The organism is Nitrobacter sp. (assembly GCF_047149785.1).
Taxonomy (GTDB): domain Bacteria; phylum Pseudomonadota; class Alphaproteobacteria; order Rhizobiales; family Xanthobacteraceae; genus Nitrobacter.
The window spans coordinates 1,369,880-1,388,273 of record NZ_BAAGBE010000001.1 but is presented as its reverse complement, the minus strand read 5'-3'; the positions used below and the strand labels follow the sequence as shown (position 1 = coordinate 1,388,273).

Below are 18,394 nucleotides of genomic sequence, written 5' to 3'. Positions count from 1 at the left end.
TTCTCGAAAAACAATGTCTGACTGCCTATAAGGTTCCGTCCGGTTCCGCAGCCGACGCTCTGGACTTGGGACAAACTCGGGACCTTGGGACGGATACGTCGCGTGAATATCCTGTGTTTCGTAAGTATCGCCTTTCTGATTCCCTGCGGTAGAGAAGCCAATCCATGACCCGCCGTTGGCAAGTGCTGTTTGTCGCATATGTCATGACGAACATATTTTTCGGTGGCGCGCGCGCCGAAGAAGACCCGCTGATCGAAAGGGTCAAAACAGCGTGGCGAGCACAGGATGGAGCAACGATAGACGATATACTGACCCATGTGGCCAGGGTCGCACATTTTGTCCCGAGAGGTTGGGAGGTCGGCGCAAAGCATGACGCTGGCCCCGTGTTCCTCTCGTGGACCCGAAGCCAGGGCGACAAGCCCGACGATGAATACAAGATCTCCTGGATTATATCGGCCAGCGGCGCCATGTCACTGGGGCCATCCTATGCGAAGACCATGCGTCTCGGCTGGCGACCCTTTGCGCTATCTCTAATTGCCAGTGAAGTGGCGGACGAATACCCGCAGCCTAACGTTTCCTTTCTACACGATGCGTCCAACTACAACTTTGTCGTTACTGCACAGGGGCGACTGGGTGATCTTTTGAACAAAGGGCGCTGCACTATCGGCAATCCTGTATCTCTCGACTACGTAGTCCTGCCCAAAGAATCAAAGGACGATCTGTGGCGGTTACAGTTATCGGTGGATTGTGAGATCGCAGGCCCGTCATATTTTACTCGTAACGGCGTTATTATTTTCACAAAGAAGAACAACGACACATGGCAACCCGCCTCGTTTTTCGCCCGCCGTATCGCCAAATACCTTCCTGGCCATTGGTTCGAACAGGAAGAACCGGACGAACGAAGAGCGTTCGATGCCGTCCGCAAAGCGCTCAAGGGGACGCATTGAGCGTTTTCGGGTGAAGCGTTTCCTTGGGCTTGACCCGAGAATGGATGTCGGTTCGCGGGAAGAATGCGCATCGAAACAAAAACTCGAACGCGTTTTCGATTCCATCAAAAACGGAAAGGTCCAGGCCGACGGTGCGATATGCACGCGGCTTATTCATAAGGTGTACAACGCAGCTTTCTTGCGCGTCCGAACACCGGCAATTCCCGGTGATCCGATCGAATGTGCAGTCATTGAATCGTTGCATTGCTCAGGTACATAATTGAATGCCGGCGTAATATTTCGTGAGTCATTCATCGACCCTGTCGCTATTGTTCTGCCACGTTTGCGTTCTGAAACGACTGGCGAATTGATCCGAAGGAATGATGCTATGTGGAACTCGGAGATCGTCGAGGATCGAACGAAATTGTTTCTTAACAAGTTGCAAATTTTCGAGGGGTTTTCGAACGACGAGGTTTCGTTTGGCGTGATGTGTGCTGTCGAAAACTGGTTGACCGCTTTGCAAGGTGTAGAGCGTTGCCACGCGGTAGAGTGCCTGCACGAACTTGCCGAGCGAATCCACGACTCCGAGTCGTCACAATCATCTGACGTTGGATGAAGTCGGACTCGTTTGCATGGTATCGACGAATCAAGCACGTCGGGAGGCCGCACGGTTAATCGTCGTGCCGCCCTTCGTGGTTGCTACGGGGCGAGACGCTCAGTGGCGGCTAGCACGCCAGCATCCCGGCACCAACGCTCGACGGCCTCTATGTCACCAGTGTCTCGAACGATGTTACGCTCGACGATAGCGAAGCTTGCTCCGTGAAAATTGGCGCTTTCGCGCGGCGTCAACCGCGCGATTCGGCGGTCGTGATGATGCGTGCGGGCAAAGCGGAGACAAGCCGCGCGAACGGTAACGATATTCATGGGAGTAGCCCTTCAACGAAGTTGGAACGCCTGCGGGACAGGCAAATTACGTTGCGAGGCGCTGCGATGAGCGAAACGTGTAACCCGGGACACGGTCACTGCGGTCTAAGGAACCGTGAGACGGCCTGTAGCATGAAGGGCGGGGTGGCTCAAGGCTTCTATCCCTGACGGCACTTGAACTGCCAGTGCAGTATTTACCGCGCCTGCGATCGAGCAAGATCGATCCGCCTTATCGCAAAAAGGTATCCGCTCGCTAGCGAGACTATGTGCTGTTTCCTTGGGACAGGCTTGCCCTTGAGATCACCAAGCGCGGGAGGTTATCATTGCCGGGACAAGCCTGAAACGGAAGGTGCAACCATGAGTAACGAGAGCAAGATCACCGGCATGGTCGAATACCGTGGTAAAAAACGGATATACACTGCAGATTTTGAAGCCGACACGCGTGAGGATTTGGTCTGGCTTTTCCCAACGAACTTCACGGCTGCCGTACCGGCGATCAAGAAATGTCCGGATACATCCTACAAGGAAACGGCGCTATATCAGCTTAAGAAAGTTGTCGATGAAGAGGTCGAGGCGGTCAGATAAAGAGGACGCGGACAGCCACGTCTTTATTTTGTGCCTCAGGCCCATCGCAGCGGTAGGGGCGAACACGATCGCCAGCGTTGCGGGCCCGCTGGCTGCCAAGGCGTGCTGCCCACGATCAAATCATAGCGGGCAGTGGGGGCGCTTCAGGGCGGCTGGGCCAAGCTGATGACCACGCACGTCTGAAGCACCGGCCACATTGCGCGCGAACTGGAACTGAAATCAGGAACGACGACCGGATGATTAGCCGAGGAAAATCGCCATCAACACGACAATGGTGGCTATGACCGCTGTGGCGGTCATCCCAATCTTGATGAAAGTCTTGAACTGCTGCTCGTGCGCCGGATAATCCATTCCTTCTGCCGTCGAATAAACCATTTCGCTATGATCTGACATGTCAAGCCTCCCAAGGCAGGGTTGATCTTGCCGTGACAAATTAGCGCAGTCTCCCTTGCTGTCGATCCTTCGGCGCGTCACGATCATGTGAGGCAGCCTCGATCCCTGCTAGAGGCTACCGGTTCGCGTAAAGAAAACGCGTCAAATCAAAATCATAGAGCCCCGCTTCTGATTCCATCAGAAGCTGAAAGGCTCTAAGCACCGCTGCCCAGAAAACGCGGCACCAAGATTCGCGGGTGTCCGGGAGGTCCTCTCCACAGTTTCCGAGCGCAAAAAGGTTCAAGCGGCGAAATGACGCTAAGCATCTGACATATTTGGCGCGCTCGGAGAGATTCGAACTCCCGGCCCTCGGAATCGAAATCCGATGCTCTATCCAGCTGAGCTACGAGCGCCCATCCCCTTATAGGAAGAGCGATGTCCCGATGTCACGCGCTTTGCCGAACCCGGCCGCCTCGCTCTTGGAAGACCGAGGCCGCTCCGCTCCGGAGCAGGCGATAGAGGAGCCGGCCAGTATGATGGCTCGGGGCACGCGCTCCATCCTTTTGCTTCAGTTTGGAAGGGCATTACCAAGCCATTGATTTTACTAGCTCAATGTGTGGTAAAAAGGTGACGGCGCGCAGAAATCGCTCGGCCAGGCGGCCATTGTCGTTCCAATTGAGTCGGCCGACGCTAATCTGGCGCTCATTACGTTGCGGTTTTCCCCGATATTCCGCGGAGATGGAACGGGAGCTTCGCATCAAAGATAGTTTTGGGTGGCGGCGTGAAACGTGCTCGGACGGCGAAGGCCGTATTCGTTTTGCTGGCGACGATTGCCTGCTGCTCGGCGGCTGCGGCGCAATCGCCGGCGCCGCCCGTTACGGCGGCGACTGTAGTCCAGCAGGATTACGACGCGCTGTTTCAGGAAATGTATAAAAATCCCTCCAATCTCGAAGCGAGCTTCAGGTTCGCCGAGCAGGCGGTGAAGCGCGGCGACTATGAAGCCGCTATCGGCGCGCTCGAACGCATGCTTTTCTTCAATCCGAATCTGCCGAGGGTGAAGCTCGAACTGGGCGTTCTGTACTTCAAACTCGGTTCGTACGAACTCGCGCGGAGTTATTTTCAGGAGGCGATCAAGGCTGCTGACGCTCCTGATGACATCAGGACGCAGGTCCTTGCCTATCTCACCGAGATCGACCGCCGCCTGGCGCGCTACGAATTCAGCGTGTTCACGACCGCCGGGTTCCGTTATCAAACCAATGCAAACCTCGGTCCCTCAAGCCTGATGGTGCGCGCTTTAGGCCAGGATGCGCTTCTCGACAGCGCATTCGGCAAGCGTCCCGACTGGAATTTCTTTCAAACACTCACGGCCAACTATGCCTACAAGATCGGCACGCGCGGGGACGCCATCGAGGCGAGCTTCCTTGGCTTGAATTCGCACCAATTCAAGCTCGGCCAGTTCGATCTCGGCCTGGTCGAACTCGTCGTCGGGCCGCGCATCGCTATCGGCCAGAACGCATCGTTCAAGCTTTACGGAATCGGCGATCAGGTCTGGCTCGGGGATGCCAATTTCTTCTCGGCCGGCGGTGGCGGCGTGTCCGCCCGCACGACGATGGGGGATCGCGGACTTCTGGAGGCGTATGTCGAGCAACGGCACCGCGATTTCTCTGATTCAACCAACTTCCCGACCGCCAGCCAGCAGACGGGCGATCTGCTGTCGGCGGCGCTGACGTCGGATTTGCGTTTCGGACCGTTGCACTGGACGGCGCGGGCCGGGTACGACCAGAATCGCGCGATCTTCGATTACAACAGCTACAAACGTTACTCGATCGATATGGCTTTCCCATACGAATTTGCCCTGCCGCTGTTCGGCGCCGCGCATCAGTTCGTGATCGCGCCGACAATCGGTTTCAGTTGGGCCAACTACTATGCGCCCAATTCGATCGTCGACCCTTTCGTTGTGCGGAACGACAGGGAGCAACGTTACGGCGCGATCTTCGATGCGCAGGTGTACAAGAACATCGCCGTGCGGACGCAGGTCCAGTATACGAAGATCGACTCCTCGCTGCCGAACTACACGACTGACAACCTTTCGGTCTCGATCGGACCGACCGCACGGTTTTGAGTTGCGCCTGATGCCTGCGGCGATCGTCCGTCAAAGCGCGGCGGCGGTGTATCCTTGCGGATGGTTGATCCGCCGAACCGGCCGGCCATCTTTTGCTGGAATGTATTTCGCGATTGCGGAGACCCGCGTCCCCTTGTCGGCATCCTCCATGACAACCGACATCGTGAGGCCTTCGATAGAAGGCTGAAGTCTTTGGACGATGCCCGATCGCGACGCGATGATGGTTCTGGCTGCTGCAATTGCTTCGGCCGAGCGCACATCCGCAGGCTGATCAGTGTTCGATGCCAGCGAGTTGACGCCTGCGAGCGCGGCGTCGTCGGCAATGGCCTGCAAGGGCGTGTTCGCTCCCGCGCGGATGAACAACGCGAAACAGGTCGCCGCCACAAAGGGAAGGGCCATCGCCGCCATCACGGCGAAGCTCCGCTTGTTGAAAAACATCCGGGCCATGGTGGGTTGCCTCTGCTTTGCTGATCGGCTTTGGCAGCGAGCATGAGAGACAGGTAGCGGATTTGTCGTTAAGCTGGCCCCGTGGGCCTCGCAAAACCTCCGACAATGCTGAAAAATCACCCATTTTCGTCGCGCCAAATTGAGCGGATGTCGTTAGTGTACCGGTAACGTTCTCGACTTTCGTCGTTCGGCGGGCTGTCGGGAGACGGATCGGAAAGATCGGATTGAATCCTTGATGTGGTCCGCTGGTTGCGTCGAGTTTGGACGATGAAAGCTGCGGCGCACCTCCGTGGCACCTTGCGCGTACGAACCATGCTGGCGTGGGCGCGTCTGCGGCGGTTGGTGCGCAACAAAAATCTTCGGGCCGTCGGCGCGGCGGTCTTGACGCTTGTGTTGCTCACTTCGTTGCGCGCTTACGATCCGCGGATCGTCACCGAGCTGAAGGAGCGAACGTTCGATACCTATCAGCGGCTTAAGCCGCGGACCTATACCGACCAGCCGGTGCGCATCGTCGATATCGACGAGGCCTCGATCGCCGAATACGGCCAATGGCCTTGGCCGCGAACGCGTCTTGCCGCGTTGACACGCCGGCTTGCCGAGCTTGGCGCCGGCGTGATCGCTTACGATGTCATTTTCTCCGAGCCGGATCGCACCACTCCGAGCCGGCTTGCCGATGACTTGAAGGATTCCGGCGCCCAGGATCTGGACCAGACCATGAAGTTGCTCGCGAAGTTGCCGGATCATGATCGGGCGTTCGCGGATGCCATCGGCAAGACAGGGGTCGTGCTCGGTTTTGCCGCTGGCAACGCCGCCAACGACAAGCGCCCGCCGGTCCGGGCCGGACTGGCTTTTGTCGGCGTCAATCCGACAAAGGTGCTTGCGCCGTTTCACGGCACGGTGTCGAACCTGCCGATCTTCAACGAAGCGGCAGCGGGTATTGGCGGCATCAATCTGAGTTCGCACGATCGCGCCGGCATCGTCCGCCGGGTTCCTATGCTGTTTTCCGATGGCAAAAACATCTATCCCGGACTCGCGGTCGAAGCGCTGCGTGTCGCCCAGAACCAGAAAAGCATTATCGTTCGCGGGACCGGATCGAGCGGCGACAGCGACACCGGTCACGCTGCGCTGATCGACATGCGCGTCGGTGCCTTCAAGCTGCCGCTGACCAGCAACGGAGAGTCGTGGGTCTATTTCAGCCGCGACCGGCCGCAACGTTACGTGTCGGTGAAAGACGTCCTCGACCCCGCCAAAGAGGCGGTTGTCAAACCCCTGATCGACGGCGCGATCGTCCTCGTCGGTGCATCGGCCGCGGGCCTCATGGATGCGCGCGCGACGCCGCTCGGCGGACTGGTCCCAAGCGTGACCATCCAGGCGCAACTGATCGAACAAATCCTCGCACAGGACTTCATCGAGCGCCCGGACTGGACCAACGGGCTCGAAATCGTCCTGACCGTTTTGTTCGGCGCTCTCGTCGCGGGCCTGGTCCTGGCGTTCGGCGCCCGGTTTTCATTCTATGCCGGCGTCGTGGTGTTCCTTGCCGGGCTCGCCGGATCATGGATCGCGTTTTCGCATTTCCGGCTGCTGATAGATCCCATCTTCCCGTCGCTTGCGGCGCTGGCGGTTTATATCGCGGTGGAGCGTGTGCTCCACGTCGCCTCCGACCACGAGAAGAAGTTCGTGCGCCAGGCCTTCGGTCAGTATCTCGCGCCGGAGTTGCTCGCGCGGCTCGAAAATTCGCCGCAGGCGATGCGCCTCGGCGGCGAGTCCCGCGATATTTCCGTGATGTTCATGGACGTCCGTGGCTTCACGCCGATCTCAGAAGCTCTGACGGCGACGGAGCTTGTCGATTTCATCAATACGCTGCTGGCGCCGCTGTCGGACGCGATCCAGGACGAGATGGGAACGATCGACAAATACATCGGCGATTCGATCATGGCGTTCTGGAACGCACCGGTGGATGTCCCTGATCACGCGACCCGGGCGTGTCGCGCCGCGCTCAAGATGCGAGCGGCGCTCGATGCGCTCAACGATGCCGACGTCTTCGGATTTTCCGCGCGCGGTTTCGAGGACCCTCGCGTCAGGATCGGGATCGGCATCAACGCCGGGCTGGCCTGCGTCGGCAATATGGGATCGCAAAGGCGATTCAATTACTCGGCCATGGGCGACGTTGTGAATGTGGCGGCCCGGATCGAGTCGGCGAGCAAGGCGCTCAATGTGGACCTTCTGGTCTCGGAGGACGTGGCGCAGCGGGCAAAGGGGATCGCATTGCTGGAGGCGGGCGAAATTCTTTTGAAAGGCAAGTCGCGGCCAACCAAAATTTACGCGATTGCAGGAGACGAGGCGGTGGCGGCATCGCCGGAGTTCGCCGAATGGAAGCGTCTGCACGGCGCGCTGCTGACCGCGATCAAAGCCGGCCACGTTCACGACGCCAGCGCCGCGCTGGCGCGATGCCGCGAACTCGCCAGCGTGGACATGCACGGTTTTTACCGTCAATTCGCCGAACGGATTGCCCCGCGCGACACCGCGCCGCTGCAACATCCTGCTTCGACAGGAAGCTGACGGATCGATCGGCGAGGTCCAGCTTGGTTGACCGACGTTCTTCAACCGGAGTGCGATGGTTAAAAATCGCCAAGGCAATATCAAGGGGTCATGCTTATCCGATCCGCGTCAGAACGTGACGACGCTGCGGATCGACTCGCCGTTGTGCATCAGATCGAATGCCCGGTTGATGTCGTCGAGCGGCATGACGTGGGTGATCATTGGATCGATCTGGATCTTGCCCTGCATGTACCAGTCGACGATCTTCGGCACATCGGTACGACCGCGCGCGCCGCCGAACGCGGTGCCTTTCCAGACCCGCCCGGTGACGAGCTGGAACGGGCGCGTCGTGATCTCCGCGCCGGCGGCCGCTACGCCGATCACGATCGACTGTCCCCAGCCGCGGTGACAGGCTTCCAGCGCCTGGCGCATCACCTTGACGTTGCCCGTGCAATCGAAGGTGTAATCCGCGCCGCCGATCTGATCGGCGCCGGACTTGGTCATGTCGACGAGGTGAGGGACGAGATCCTTGCCCATGTCCGTGGGGTTGACGAAGTGCGTCATGCCGAAGCGTTCGCCCCACGCCTTGCGGTCGTCGTTGATGTCGACGCCGATGATCATGTCGGCGCCCGCGAGCCGCAACCCTTGCAACACGTTCAATCCGATGCCGCCGAGGCCGAACACGATCGCCTTGGCGCCGGGCTCGACCTTGGCGGTATTGATAACCGCGCCGATACCGGTGGTGACGCCGCAGCCGACGTAGCAGACCTTGTCGAACGGCGCGTCGTCGCGGATCTTCGCGACAGCGATTTCGGGCAGCACGGTGTAATTGGCGAAGGTCGACGTGCCCATGTAGTGGTGGATCTTTTTGCCATCGAGCGAGAAGCGCGACGTGCCGTCGGGCATCAGCCCCTGGCCCTGGGTCGCGCGGATCGCCGTGCAGAGATTGGTCTTGCGCGACAGGCATGACGGGCATTGCCGGCATTCCGGCGTGTAGAGCGGAATGACGTGATCGCCTTTCTTCACCGACGTCACGCCCTTGCCGACATCCACGACCACGCCGGCGCCTTCATGACCCAGGATCGCCGGAAACAACCCTTCCGGATCGGCGCCGGATAGCGTGAACTCGTCGGTGTGGCACACGCCGGTGGCCTTGATCTCGACCATGACTTCGCCGTCGCGCGGCCCATCGAGTTCCACGGTCGTGATGTCCAGCGGCTTGCCGGCGGCAAGGGCGACTGCGGCGCGAACCTGCATGGTGATTTCCAATTCTCTGTCGGTGGGAGAGGTTGCGCGCGTCGCCGCGCGAACTCGTTGTCACCGCCCAGCATAGGTTCGCGCACGCATGGCGGCAACCGCGAGCATCCACAAAAAGAAAGGGACGCCGCAGCGTCCCTTCAGGCACACTTCCGAACCTGACGAACGCCTAGTCCTTCGGCTGCTCGACGATGCGGAAATACGGCTTCGGCGACTTCCAGCCCTTGGGGAATTTCTTGCGCGCCTCTTCCTCCGGCACCGCGGCGGAGAAGAACACGTCGTCGCCCGGCTTCCAGTCAGACGGCGTGGAGACGCCGTGCTTGGCGGTGAGTTGCAGGGAGTCGATCGCGCGCAGCACTTCCTGCCAGTTGCGGCCGGTGCTCATCGGATAGACGAAGACCAGCTTGATCTGCTTGTCGGGGCCGATCACGAAGATATTGCGCACGGTCTGGTTGTCCACCGGCGTCCGCTTGTTGACGTCGCCGGAGGTGCTGGCCGGGAGCATGCCGTAGAGCTTGGCGACGTTGAAATCGACATCGGCGATCAACGGATAGTTCGGCGCGACGCCTTGCGTCTCCTCGATGTCCTTGGACCACAGATGATGCTTGTCGGTCGGGTCGACGCTGATGCCGATCAGCTTGACGCCGCGCTTGTCGAACTCCGGCTTGAGCCGTGCGACGGCGCCGAGCTCGGTGGTGCAGACCGGCGTGAAATCCTTCGGATGAGAGAAGAAAAGCGCCCAGCCGTTGCCGAGCCATTTGTGAAAGCTGATGTGGCCTTCGGTGCTTTCGGCTTCGAAGTCCGGCGCAGGCGAACCAATCGATAAAGTCATCGTCACGTCCTCGTGTCAATTAACGGCGGGATGCGGAGAATATAGGCCGCAGCTACGCCAAACGGAACCGCATAATCAAAAAGGATAATTTCTTTCTTGTCGCGGGCTTGGCGCAGCATCTTCCTGCCGGTCCCCCGCCGCGCCGGCGAATTAACACCTACGGCAACGTGATCGAAGATGCCGCGATAATGCCGTGTCCGCGTCCCACGCATGCCGGAACGCCGTGGGATCAAACGGAACTCCGATCGACATGAGCGGCGGCAAACCGTGGGTCCGATTTATCCCGGATACGGCGACGGATTGTCGTTTTTTAACGAACGATTCACGCCGGCGTGAAACTGCTGATCTAACAAGAAGAGAGTTCTCGCTATGCTTTCCGACACGTCTCCCGCCGTCAGCCCGCTCGACATTTCAACGATTTCCAGCCGCGCGGCAATAGCCGCTGCACTCGCCATGGTCCGGGACGGCGTCATCACGGGGGAGGGGCCGACCGCGCTCGGCCGCATTCACTTTTCTCGCGTGCTCGACGCCACGGATGCATCCTGGTGTGAGCGCCTTTTGACCACGGCCGCCGTGAATAACCAGCCGGTGAGCCGGGAGGAGGCCGAAGCCCTGTTTGAAATCAACGATGCCGCTACTGAGCGCAGCGACGACGGGCGGTTCGACGATCTTTTTGCCAAGGCGATCGTCCACCACGCCGCGTCCGCCTCGGGTCTGCCGGTGCCGCCGCGCAGCATCGCGCTGTCGCCGGCGACCGCCATCGAGAGCTGGGCGCCGACCAAGGCAGTGGGCGTCAATATCGAAGTGCTGGAATGGATCGCAACCCAGATGCGCGGCAAACGCCGCAGCAACCGGCATCTGATGGCGCTGGTCGTGAGCCTGATCGGGGCGGCGACCCTGCCGCTGGTGCATTTTCCAAACATTTTCGATCTCGGCATGTAGGCCGCGCGAAGAGACTTTGCGTGGCCGTTCCGGCTGAAAAGCCTTTGCTCCTGTTTTCTTTTTTCTGTACGACGGAACGGTTCGCCGATCGCGCACACCGTCCGGAAGATTGGACCGCGCCTCAAGGTTGCAGGTCAACAGGCAGATGTTCAAACGGATACTGATCGCCAATCGCGGCGAGATCGCCTGCCGGATCATCAGGTCGGCCCGCCGGATGGGCATCGAAACCGTAGCCGTGTATTCGGAAGCCGATCGCGACGCGCTTCACGTCGAGATGGCCGACGAGGCCGTCCTGATCGGACCGCCGCCGGCGGCCGAGAGCTATCTCGACATCGAGAAGATCGTGGACGCCTGCCGCAGCACCGGCGCGCAGGCCGTGCATCCCGGTTACGGCTTCCTGTCGGAGCGCGAGGCGTTTGCGCGCGCGCTCGCGGATGCCGGCCTGGTTTTCATCGGGCCCAATCCCGCCGCGATCGCCGCGATGGGCGACAAGATCGAATCCAAAAAGACCGCCGCAAAGGCCGGGGTGTCGACCGTTCCAGGCTTCCTCGGCGTGATCGAGGACGACAGGCACGCCGTCAGGATCGCGGACGAGATCGGCTATCCCGTGATGATCAAGGCGTCGGCGGGAGGCGGCGGGAAGGGCATGCGCATTGCGCATGCGAGCGCCGAGGTCGCCGAAGGGTTCAATCTCGCGAAGGCGGAGGCGAAGTCGTCATTCGGCGACGACCGGGTCTTTATCGAGAAATTCATCGTCGATCCCCGCCATATCGAAATCCAGGTGCTCGGCGACAAGCATGGCAGCACGATCTACCTCGGCGAGCGCGAGTGCTCGATCCAGCGGCGAAATCAGAAGGTCATCGAGGAGGCGCCGTCGCCGCTGCTCGACGAGGCCACGCGGCGCAGGATGGGCGAACAGGCCGTCGCGTTGGCTCGGGCCGTGAACTACGACTCGGCGGGCACCGTCGAATTCGTCGCCGGCCAGGACAAGAGCTTCTACTTCCTCGAGATGAATACGCGGCTGCAGGTCGAGCATCCCGTCACGGAGTTGATCACCGGCATCGATCTGGTCGAGCAGATGATCCGCATCGCCGCCGGAGAAAAGCTCCCGATCGCGCAGCAGGATGTGACGCTGACGGGATGGGCGGTTGAATCGCGCGTCTATGCGGAAGATCCGTTCCGCGGTTTCCTGCCCTCGGTCGGACGCCTCGTCAAATATCGGCCGCCGGCGGAAACCAACCATGACGGCATCATCGTGCGCAACGATACCGGCGTGTATGAGGGCGGCGAAATTTCCATCCATTACGATCCGATGATCGCCAAGCTCGTGACCCACGGGCCCTCGCGCCGCGCCGCCATCGAGGCGCAGGCTCATGCGCTCGACGCATTTTACATCGACGGCATCCGGCACAACGTTCCCTTTCTGTCGGCCCTGATGCACCATCCGCGCTGGCGCGCCGGCCATCTCTCGACCGGCTTCATAGCCGAGGAATTCCCAAACGGATTTACGGCGCGGACACCGCAAGGAGAGACAGCGTTCAGGCTGGCCGCGGTGGCGGCCGCCATCGATCACGTGCTCGGCGAACGCAAGCGGCGGATTTCCGGCCAGATGCCCGGCCGCGTCGTCAGACGCGAAGGCCGCCGCGCGGTCTGGCTCGGCCGCGATGAAATTCTGCTCGACGTCGCCCGCGAGGGCGATGCCATCGCGATCCGCTTCGTCGGCAAGGATGGCAGTGTCGGCGATATCGCCCATCGGCTGCTCTCGCGCTGGGTGCCAGGCCAGCCGGTCTGGCAAGGCACAATCGACGACAGTCCGGTCGCGATGCAGGTCAGGCCTGTCGCAAACGGATTCCGGCTCGCGCATCAGGGCTTCGAGATCGCGATCAACGTGTTCACCGAAACCGAGGCGGCGGCGGCGCGGCTGATGCCGGCGGCGACGGCGGCCGATAACGGCAAGAAGCTGCTGTGTCCGATGCCGGGCCTCGTCATCTCGATCGCCGTGACAGAGGGACAGGAAGTCAAGGCCGGCGAGACGCTGGCGGTGATCGAAGCCATGAAGATGCAGAACGTGCTGCGGGCCGAGCAGGACGGAGTCATCAAGAAGATCGCGGCGGTCCCCGGAGCGACACTGGCGGTCGATGCGCTGGTTCTCGAATTTGCGTGAGATGGTGGTGTTCGCTAGAGCATGATCCCGAAAAGTGGAAACCGGTTTTCGGAAAAGATCATGCTCAAACAAAAAGATAAGCGACGAGTCTGATTCAACGCAGTTGAAATAGACTCTAGCGCCTTGAAGCCTTGCCTGCCCGCGGTGTGAGGTTGTCGGACATGAAACGCTAATGGACGATGTGGTTCGTCAGATCGTGATCCGCGGCCGCGTCCAGGGCGTCGGCTTCCGCTACTGGACGATGATCGAAGCCATTCGTCTCGGCGTTGCCGGCTGGGTGCGCAACCGTCGTGACGGCAGCGTCGAGGCCCTGTTCACGGGGCGGGCCGAAGCCGTCGCCGACATGGTGGCGCGCTGCCGGAACGGACCGGAATTCGCGCGCGTCGATGCGGTCGAAGATCAGCCCGTAATGGCGGACGCCTTGAAGTTGATCCGGCCCGGCGAGCGATTCTCACAACTTGCGACGGTGTAGGCGACCCGGCCTCAGGCTTGCCTGCGCTTGCGGTCCGTGAACTGCGCGGTTTCGTACGAGCAGCGGAGAGGTCAGGTATCCTTTCCCGGCATACGCAGGTCCGAAGGCCCGAACACCTCTGCGAATGCGCGCCGGAGCGCGATGTCGACATCCGCCAGTCCGACGCGAAGGCCGAGATCGGCGAGGCTGGTAACGCCGTAGCGCGGATCGGTGACGCCGCAGGGCACGATGGCGTCGAAATGGCTGAGGTCTGGTTCGACGTTGAGCGAGACGCCGTGGAACGATACCCAGCGGCGCAGCCGCACGCCGATCGCCGCGATCTTGTCCTCGTGGCCCGGTCCCTTGTCCGGGCGCGCTACCCAGACACCGACCCGGTCCTGGCGCCGTTCACCCTTGACGTCGAAAGCGCCGAGCGTGCGGATGATCCATTCCTCAAGTCCGGCGACGAACGCCCGCACATCGGGACGACGACGCTTCAAGTCGAGCATGACATAGGCCACGCGCTGGCCGGGGCCGTGATAGGTCACCTGGCCGCCGCGCCCGGTCGAAAACAGCGGAAAGCGAGTCTGCAGCAGATCGCCGTCGCGCCCGCTGGTGCCGGAGGTGTAGAGCGGGGGATGCTCCAGCAGCCAGACAAGTTCCGGCGCTTCGCCCGAGGCGATCGCGGCCGCCCGCGTTTCCATGACGGCAACGGCCTCCGGATAGGGCACCGGCGCATCGGACAGGACCCAGTCGACAGGCTCGCCGGACGAGGCGTCAAACGGCGTCAAATCAAGAAGCTGGCGGTCATTAACCATTGTCTAACCATAACGTGGTGGTCTTGGACCGTATCAATTTTGCATGGTTCGTGAGTCCGTATTCGTGGCGACGCTCGATAAAGTATCAGTCGATCTCATGGTGGTCCTGGGGACCACGTCGATGCCCGTTCATCAGGTCATGCGGCTCAGCCGCGGCGCGATCATCGAGCTGGACGCCACCGAGCAGGACGAGGTCAAGATTCTCGCCAACAACCTGCCGGTCGCTAGCGGGGTGGTGATGGTCAACCGCAACCGCATCGCGGTCGAAGTCAAACAGATGCTGCCAAGAACGCCGGACCGCAGATAAGCCTTTTGGGCCGGACATGACGTCAGGAAGTCCGGCCGAAATGGGGGCCTGGATCAAAAAGACGCCCCAAGCCTATGATTCCAGTATAGTTCTGCTTGAAAGGCGACGCTCTTCCGAATCTCTTCAGGCGGGGAAGAGCATCCCGCTGGGCCTTGTCGCCCTACCGTTGTTTTGTTACATCGGCGCCGTCCATCCGGCCGGGGCGCGAGCTCCGATCCGATTTTTAGCGCTCGTGGCGGAATTGGTAGACGCGCTGCCTTGAGGTGGCAGTCCGTAACAGGGTGGGGGTTCGAGTCCCTCCGAGCGCACCATATATCCACGAAATCAAAGGGCTATGTCGCCAGCCACCTGCAGATGGCTGGCGTCGAAATTCAGAATTGCCCGAGAGCGGAGAGACCACAACTTGTCGCGTAGTATTGGAAAGGCAGTTTAAGATGTCCTCGACGACGAATCCCTCCGCCCGTCAGATCAAATTCGCTGGCAAGACTCGCACGTTCAATTTGAACGACCCCAAGGTCCTTGCCATGATCGCTGGTGGGGCGAAATTGAAGAACGTCGCCAGGATGGTCACGATTGCCCGCCTCGGCATCGGCCGGGCGCCGTTGGCCGGACAATATGGCGACTCCCCGGCCGCCTGTCACAGGCGTTTTGTCGAAAAGGTCTTTTCGGCTTTGGACGTGGAAAACGTTATCGCGCTTGGATTGATCGGTGGAGGAATGCCCGAAGACAAAGCGTTCGAGCTTGTCGATGAGCACGTCGCCGGGAAGCCACTCGAAGCCAACGCGTTGATTGCGTCGGAAGTCATTGCCGCGCTGGTCGCTGGTACGGGGGACGCGTCATCATGATGGCGCCGTCTGCAAATTTCTAATACCGAGTCTATATTTTGCGAGTTGCGCCGGTCGTTGACTGGTCGGCGCGTTGTTGCGCCGCAAGTCCGATGAACGGCGCCTGCATTCCTGATAAGCAGCCCGGAATCGACCGAACCCTGATTCCGCAAACTCCTGCCGGCCATCGGACACTGCCAGAATTCCTGCATCCTCCGACCACGCCACGCCCTGTCATCGCAACGATAGCAGCGCTGAGTTAAGTACATTACAGGTACTGAGTTAAGTACATTACTACTCTATGCAAGATGCGCGGGGGTGCCTCACGCTGGCGCTAGTAGTAAATGGGACGATGTATAGTAACGTATACATGCCCCTACGTCACAAAGCCCACCGGGCTCTCCGGAGAGCAGCGTCGCGGATCACCTCTCGGATGGGATTGCCCCGTTCGGGATTGCTGATGCGCGGAATAGGGAAGTGAGGAAGAAAAGAAAATGATGGCAGATGCAGATAGGGTAGAGTTTGGGAAACGCCTTGCTAAATTAGTCGCGGACAAACATTGGACCGAAGCGCAATTCGCCCGCGAAGCATCGAAGCGGTACCGCGGTCCCCACGATTTCCGACGCTGTGATATTTCTCTTTATATGCGCGGCATCCAGTTTCCGAAGCCTGCGCGGTTGAAGGCGATTTGTGAAACGCTTGGAGTCGAGCAAAAGGTGCTCGGGACCGAAGTCCACGTATCTTGAAGCGCTATAGCGTTTTCAGGCGGAGTGGATACCGGTTCGCGTAAAAAAACGCATCAAAACAAAAAGCTGGAGCCCGGCTGCGTTTCCATCAAAGCCGGAAGCTCTGGCTCCGAAGATAGCCCCGCTCCGGCGGGGTTTTTGCTGTCGAAGTGGAGGCCGCTCCGGGCACGGTCTTCCGCAATCATTCTGATGGAATGAGGCGGGACCCATGATTTAGCGCTGTTCGCCGGATCGCGTTAAGTCGTTTCGGAGCCTGTGTGGTCAATCCTCAACATACGCCTCGATTCGAGGAACTGTTTTCCTTTTTCGGTAACAGACCAAGCGATATGATTGGAAAAGCCCGCTATGATCGAGCGAGACTTGATTAGGTCGAGAGCCTCCAGTTTGTCTCGGATGATGACCGCGCTCTTTTCGCTAAGCTCGCAATAGTCTGAGATGTGGAATTTCTCTCGATACCAGGATCCAACAAGTTCTCGAACGTAAGCCTCCGAAGGGTTCTTAAGAAGGTGGCCGTATAGTCCGGCAAAAAGATCGCTCAACAAGATCGTCCGCGATATGGAATCGGGATGTCCTTCTTCCGATCGGTAAATAAGCAGTTCCACGGTCATCGAGTCGGATGATTCGGCCAGAGTCGGATCGGTCGACTCTTTGCGACTGTATTCGGCGAGCCTCCGGCGAAAGTCCGCGTTCTCTATGCGGAGTTTTTCCAGTTCCTGGAGAAGCTTTGGATCGATCGCTTGATCACCTCGTATCCAGCCGGCCCCGGGCTTCAAATTTATGGCGGAGGCAACCGCCAGCACGACTTTCATGCAGAGATCGTTTTCGTTATTCCAGAATTCGACGATGCAGCCGGCTTTCAAACGGGCTTTGAAAGCATCCAGTTTTTCCGTTGGCAGTGCATCCGGTCCGGTCTTGCCGACTGCAATGCCGCCCGGGTTTTCAGGAAGAAACGCAAGTATGGGAATGTCTTTCGATCGCGCGTATTCAAGTTCCTGTTCCGTGAAACGCAGCGCGTCATCGGAGAGCGAGCAGCCACGGCCGCCAACGATCACGACGTAATAGTCACTGCGGTCGATGATCCGCTTGACATAGTTGAACTGCTGTTGATCGGTTGTCGGAAACAGTTCCAGGCTGGCAGGCATGTATCCCGCTTTTGCCAACGTGTTGCTGACGGCCTGTCGTTCCTCCTTCAAATCCGTGGAGGTCAAACTAATGAAGACTTGGAAAACCCGATCCACCTGAATTCTTCCTCATCCTCCCAATCCGGCGGTCATCCTTTTCATGCCCTCCGGCGCGATAGTCGCCGTCGTCGGATGGCTTCAGTCCGACGCCCTGGCGCCGTCGGGACGCGGGCACCGCGTCCGCGTTCCGGATTTTCGCGACGCGCCGACATCGTAAGCAACTGAGAAGCAGGATATGTGATGCGGAAATTCCGTTGAGGCGGCATCGTCGGATCGGCACCCGCGGCAGCGTCATATGTATAGACCATAAAAAAGGACCTTTGAAACCAAGGCGTGCCCGCCCTTACGTGACAACATATGCGCTGCGTCTCTGCACAGTCGTTAACGTCTTATTTACCATAACGCTCTTAGCCTTCGCCGATGATGCTCTCACGCAGCAAACGTCATAGCAAAATGCTGTCGCTCGAAGCCGACGCGATGACGGCGCGCAGCGGCTTTGCCTGCATCTTTTCATCCTCCGACGAGTATGAACGCGCGCTCATTACCGAACGTCGCGCCCGCGGTCGTTATGCCAGAAATAGTTGGCCGGTGATTGCCATTGCGGTGGCGGTCGCGATTGCGGGAACGGTCGCGTACTGGATGTAGCAGGGTCAAAGCCGGCGTGCAGCCGGATACCGGATTTTAACCGTGGCGGCATGGCGAGGTGGCAGGCTCGGGTCCGGGTGCTAGACTTGCATCATGATCCAGCTTGTCACGGTTGCATCGGTGATATCCACTTACCAGACGCCTCCGGTGGTGGATACGCGGGACGACACCCAGACTGATCTCTGGGCGGGCCGGCTGAACGTGTCGCGGAACAGGCTGCTCGAAGCGATATCCAGCGTCGGGCCCTCGCTGGCCGCGGTGCGGAACTACCTCGGAAAATAATACGCTGGCCGGGCGTCTACGCCGGCGATCC

General features: G+C 59.8%; 19 protein-coding genes and 2 tRNA genes. 13 read left to right on the top strand and 8 right to left on the bottom strand.

Annotated features, from left to right (window positions below; translation table 11 throughout):
* Positions 1-164 precede the first annotated feature (164 nt).
* The gene (locus tag ACMDCM_RS06405; RefSeq protein WP_412772787.1) at positions 165-947 is read left to right on the top strand and encodes a nodulate formation efficiency C protein; all 783 of its coding nucleotides are present in this window, start codon (positions 165-167) and stop codon (positions 945-947) included.
* 286 nt (positions 948-1,233) lie between these two features.
* Here the strand turns inward: ACMDCM_RS06405 and ACMDCM_RS06400 are convergent, their stop codons facing one another.
* Positions 1,234-1,506 (bottom strand): hypothetical protein, encoded by a 273-nt coding sequence (locus ACMDCM_RS06400; protein ID WP_412772786.1) that lies wholly within the window; start codon positions 1,504-1,506, stop codon positions 1,234-1,236.
* Positions 1,507-2,207: 701 nt separating this feature from the next.
* On the opposite strand from ACMDCM_RS06400, the gene ACMDCM_RS06395 reads away from it, so the two are divergent.
* Positions 2,208-2,435 carry a hypothetical protein gene (locus tag ACMDCM_RS06395; RefSeq protein WP_412772785.1) on the top strand — a complete coding sequence of 76 codons (228 nt, stop codon included), beginning with the start codon at positions 2,208-2,210 and terminating at the stop codon, positions 2,433-2,435.
* A 240-nt stretch (positions 2,436-2,675) separates the two neighbouring features.
* Here the strand turns inward: ACMDCM_RS06395 and ACMDCM_RS06390 are convergent, their stop codons facing one another.
* A complete protein-coding gene (locus ACMDCM_RS06390) occupies positions 2,676-2,828 on the bottom strand; it encodes an aa3-type cytochrome c oxidase subunit IV (protein ID WP_412772784.1) in 153 nt (50 codons plus the stop codon).
* A 315-nt stretch (positions 2,829-3,143) separates the two neighbouring features.
* Positions 3,144-3,220: transfer RNA gene (locus tag ACMDCM_RS06385), tRNA-Arg, on the bottom strand.
* A gap of 368 nt (positions 3,221-3,588) precedes the next feature.
* Between ACMDCM_RS06385 and ACMDCM_RS06380 the strand changes: the two genes are divergently transcribed.
* Positions 3,589-4,929 carry a tetratricopeptide repeat protein gene (locus ACMDCM_RS06380; RefSeq protein WP_412772783.1) on the top strand — a complete coding sequence of 447 codons (1,341 nt, stop codon included), beginning with the start codon at positions 3,589-3,591 and terminating at the stop codon, positions 4,927-4,929.
* Between the two features lie 30 nt (positions 4,930-4,959).
* On the opposite strand, the gene ACMDCM_RS06375 is transcribed toward ACMDCM_RS06380, so the two are convergent.
* Entirely contained in the window at positions 4,960-5,496 is a 537-nt protein-coding gene (locus ACMDCM_RS06375) for a hypothetical protein (RefSeq protein ID WP_412772782.1), read from the bottom strand.
* 147 nt (positions 5,497-5,643) lie between these two features.
* Here ACMDCM_RS06375 and ACMDCM_RS06370 point away from each other — a divergent pair, with 147 nt between their 5' ends.
* Positions 5,644-7,935, top strand: coding sequence for a CHASE2 domain-containing protein (locus ACMDCM_RS06370; RefSeq protein WP_412772781.1), 2,292 nt, complete (start codon positions 5,644-5,646; stop codon positions 7,933-7,935).
* Between the two features lie 108 nt (positions 7,936-8,043).
* Here the strand turns inward: ACMDCM_RS06370 and ACMDCM_RS06365 are convergent, their stop codons facing one another.
* Positions 8,044-9,171, bottom strand: coding sequence for an S-(hydroxymethyl)glutathione dehydrogenase/class III alcohol dehydrogenase (locus tag ACMDCM_RS06365; RefSeq protein WP_412772780.1), 1,128 nt, complete (start codon positions 9,169-9,171; stop codon positions 8,044-8,046).
* Positions 9,172-9,340: 169 nt separating this feature from the next.
* Entirely contained in the window at positions 9,341-10,003 is a 663-nt protein-coding gene (locus ACMDCM_RS06360) for a peroxiredoxin (RefSeq protein ID WP_412772779.1), read from the bottom strand.
* 369 nt (positions 10,004-10,372) lie between these two features.
* On the opposite strand from ACMDCM_RS06360, the gene ACMDCM_RS06355 reads away from it, so the two are divergent.
* The 3 genes from ACMDCM_RS06355 (at position 10,373) to ACMDCM_RS06345 (ending at position 13,581) form a co-directional block, all read left to right on the top strand.
* Positions 10,373-10,945 carry a hypothetical protein gene (locus ACMDCM_RS06355; protein WP_412772778.1) on the top strand — a complete coding sequence of 191 codons (573 nt, stop codon included), beginning with the start codon at positions 10,373-10,375 and terminating at the stop codon, positions 10,943-10,945.
* Positions 10,946-11,090: 145 nt separating this feature from the next.
* Positions 11,091-13,109 carry an acetyl-CoA carboxylase biotin carboxylase subunit gene (locus ACMDCM_RS06350; protein WP_412772777.1) on the top strand — a complete coding sequence of 673 codons (2,019 nt, stop codon included), beginning with the start codon at positions 11,091-11,093 and terminating at the stop codon, positions 13,107-13,109.
* A gap of 172 nt (positions 13,110-13,281) precedes the next feature.
* Positions 13,282-13,581, top strand: coding sequence for an acylphosphatase (locus ACMDCM_RS06345; RefSeq protein ID WP_412772776.1), 300 nt, complete (start codon positions 13,282-13,284; stop codon positions 13,579-13,581).
* 71 nt (positions 13,582-13,652) lie between these two features.
* On the opposite strand, the gene lipB is transcribed toward ACMDCM_RS06345, so the two are convergent.
* On the bottom strand, positions 13,653-14,378 hold the full coding sequence (lipB, locus tag ACMDCM_RS06340; RefSeq protein WP_412772775.1) for a lipoyl(octanoyl) transferase LipB: 726 nt from the start codon (positions 14,376-14,378) through the stop codon (positions 13,653-13,655).
* 64 nt (positions 14,379-14,442) lie between these two features.
* On the opposite strand from lipB, the gene ACMDCM_RS06335 reads away from it, so the two are divergent.
* From ACMDCM_RS06335 to ACMDCM_RS06320, 4 genes are all read left to right on the top strand, one after another.
* Positions 14,443-14,685, top strand: coding sequence for a FliM/FliN family flagellar motor switch protein (locus ACMDCM_RS06335; protein ID WP_412774683.1), 243 nt, complete (start codon positions 14,443-14,445; stop codon positions 14,683-14,685).
* Positions 14,686-14,911: 226 nt separating this feature from the next.
* Positions 14,912-14,996 (top strand) — tRNA-Leu (locus ACMDCM_RS06330).
* A gap of 123 nt (positions 14,997-15,119) precedes the next feature.
* On the top strand, positions 15,120-15,530 hold the full coding sequence (locus tag ACMDCM_RS06325; RefSeq protein WP_412772774.1) for a GTA-gp10 family protein: 411 nt from the start codon (positions 15,120-15,122) through the stop codon (positions 15,528-15,530).
* A 473-nt stretch (positions 15,531-16,003) separates the two neighbouring features.
* Complete coding sequence (locus ACMDCM_RS06320; RefSeq protein WP_412772773.1) at positions 16,004-16,255, top strand: hypothetical protein; 252 nt, start codon at positions 16,004-16,006, stop codon at positions 16,253-16,255.
* 236 nt (positions 16,256-16,491) lie between these two features.
* Here ACMDCM_RS06320 and ACMDCM_RS06315 read toward each other — a convergent pair whose 3' ends face one another.
* Complete coding sequence (locus tag ACMDCM_RS06315; RefSeq protein WP_412772772.1) at positions 16,492-17,493, bottom strand: DUF4062 domain-containing protein; 1,002 nt, start codon at positions 17,491-17,493, stop codon at positions 16,492-16,494.
* Between the two features lie 396 nt (positions 17,494-17,889).
* On the opposite strand from ACMDCM_RS06315, the gene ACMDCM_RS06310 reads away from it, so the two are divergent.
* Positions 17,890-18,081: a hypothetical protein gene (locus ACMDCM_RS06310; RefSeq protein ID WP_412772771.1), complete on the top strand. Its 192-nt coding sequence runs from the start codon at positions 17,890-17,892 to the stop codon at positions 18,079-18,081.
* A 93-nt stretch (positions 18,082-18,174) separates the two neighbouring features.
* Entirely contained in the window at positions 18,175-18,363 is a 189-nt protein-coding gene (locus ACMDCM_RS06305; protein WP_412772770.1) for a DUF3606 domain-containing protein, read from the top strand.
* Positions 18,364-18,394 lie beyond the last annotated feature (31 nt).

What these genes read in the sequence shown, in the direction of transcription:
- ACMDCM_RS06405 (WP_412772787.1), top strand. Translation starts at nt 165, where the DNA reads ATGACCCGCCGTTGGCAAGTGCTGTTTGTCGCATATGTCATGACGAAC.
- ACMDCM_RS06395 (WP_412772785.1), top strand. Translation starts at nt 2,208, where the DNA reads ATGAGTAACGAGAGCAAGATCACCGGCATGGTCGAATACCGTGGTAAA.
- ACMDCM_RS06390 (WP_412772784.1), bottom strand. Translation starts at nt 2,828, where the DNA reads ATGTCAGATCATAGCGAAATGGTTTATTCGACGGCAGAAGGAATGGAT.
- ACMDCM_RS06370 (WP_412772781.1), top strand. Translation starts at nt 5,644, where the DNA reads ATGAAAGCTGCGGCGCACCTCCGTGGCACCTTGCGCGTACGAACCATG.
- ACMDCM_RS06365 (WP_412772780.1), bottom strand. Translation starts at nt 9,171, where the DNA reads ATGCAGGTTCGCGCCGCAGTCGCCCTTGCCGCCGGCAAGCCGCTGGAC.
- ACMDCM_RS06360 (WP_412772779.1), bottom strand. Translation starts at nt 10,003, where the DNA reads ATGACTTTATCGATTGGTTCGCCTGCGCCGGACTTCGAAGCCGAAAGC.
- ACMDCM_RS06355 (WP_412772778.1), top strand. Translation starts at nt 10,373, where the DNA reads ATGCTTTCCGACACGTCTCCCGCCGTCAGCCCGCTCGACATTTCAACG.
- ACMDCM_RS06350 (WP_412772777.1), top strand. Translation starts at nt 11,091, where the DNA reads ATGTTCAAACGGATACTGATCGCCAATCGCGGCGAGATCGCCTGCCGG.
- ACMDCM_RS06345 (WP_412772776.1), top strand. Translation starts at nt 13,282, where the DNA reads ATGGACGATGTGGTTCGTCAGATCGTGATCCGCGGCCGCGTCCAGGGC.
- lipB (WP_412772775.1), bottom strand. Translation starts at nt 14,378, where the DNA reads ATGGTTAATGACCGCCAGCTTCTTGATTTGACGCCGTTTGACGCCTCG.
- ACMDCM_RS06325 (WP_412772774.1), top strand. Translation starts at nt 15,120, where the DNA reads ATGTCCTCGACGACGAATCCCTCCGCCCGTCAGATCAAATTCGCTGGC.
- ACMDCM_RS06320 (WP_412772773.1), top strand. Translation starts at nt 16,004, where the DNA reads ATGATGGCAGATGCAGATAGGGTAGAGTTTGGGAAACGCCTTGCTAAA.
- ACMDCM_RS06310 (WP_412772771.1), top strand. Translation starts at nt 17,890, where the DNA reads ATGCTGTCGCTCGAAGCCGACGCGATGACGGCGCGCAGCGGCTTTGCC.
- ACMDCM_RS06305 (WP_412772770.1), top strand. Translation starts at nt 18,175, where the DNA reads ATGATCCAGCTTGTCACGGTTGCATCGGTGATATCCACTTACCAGACG.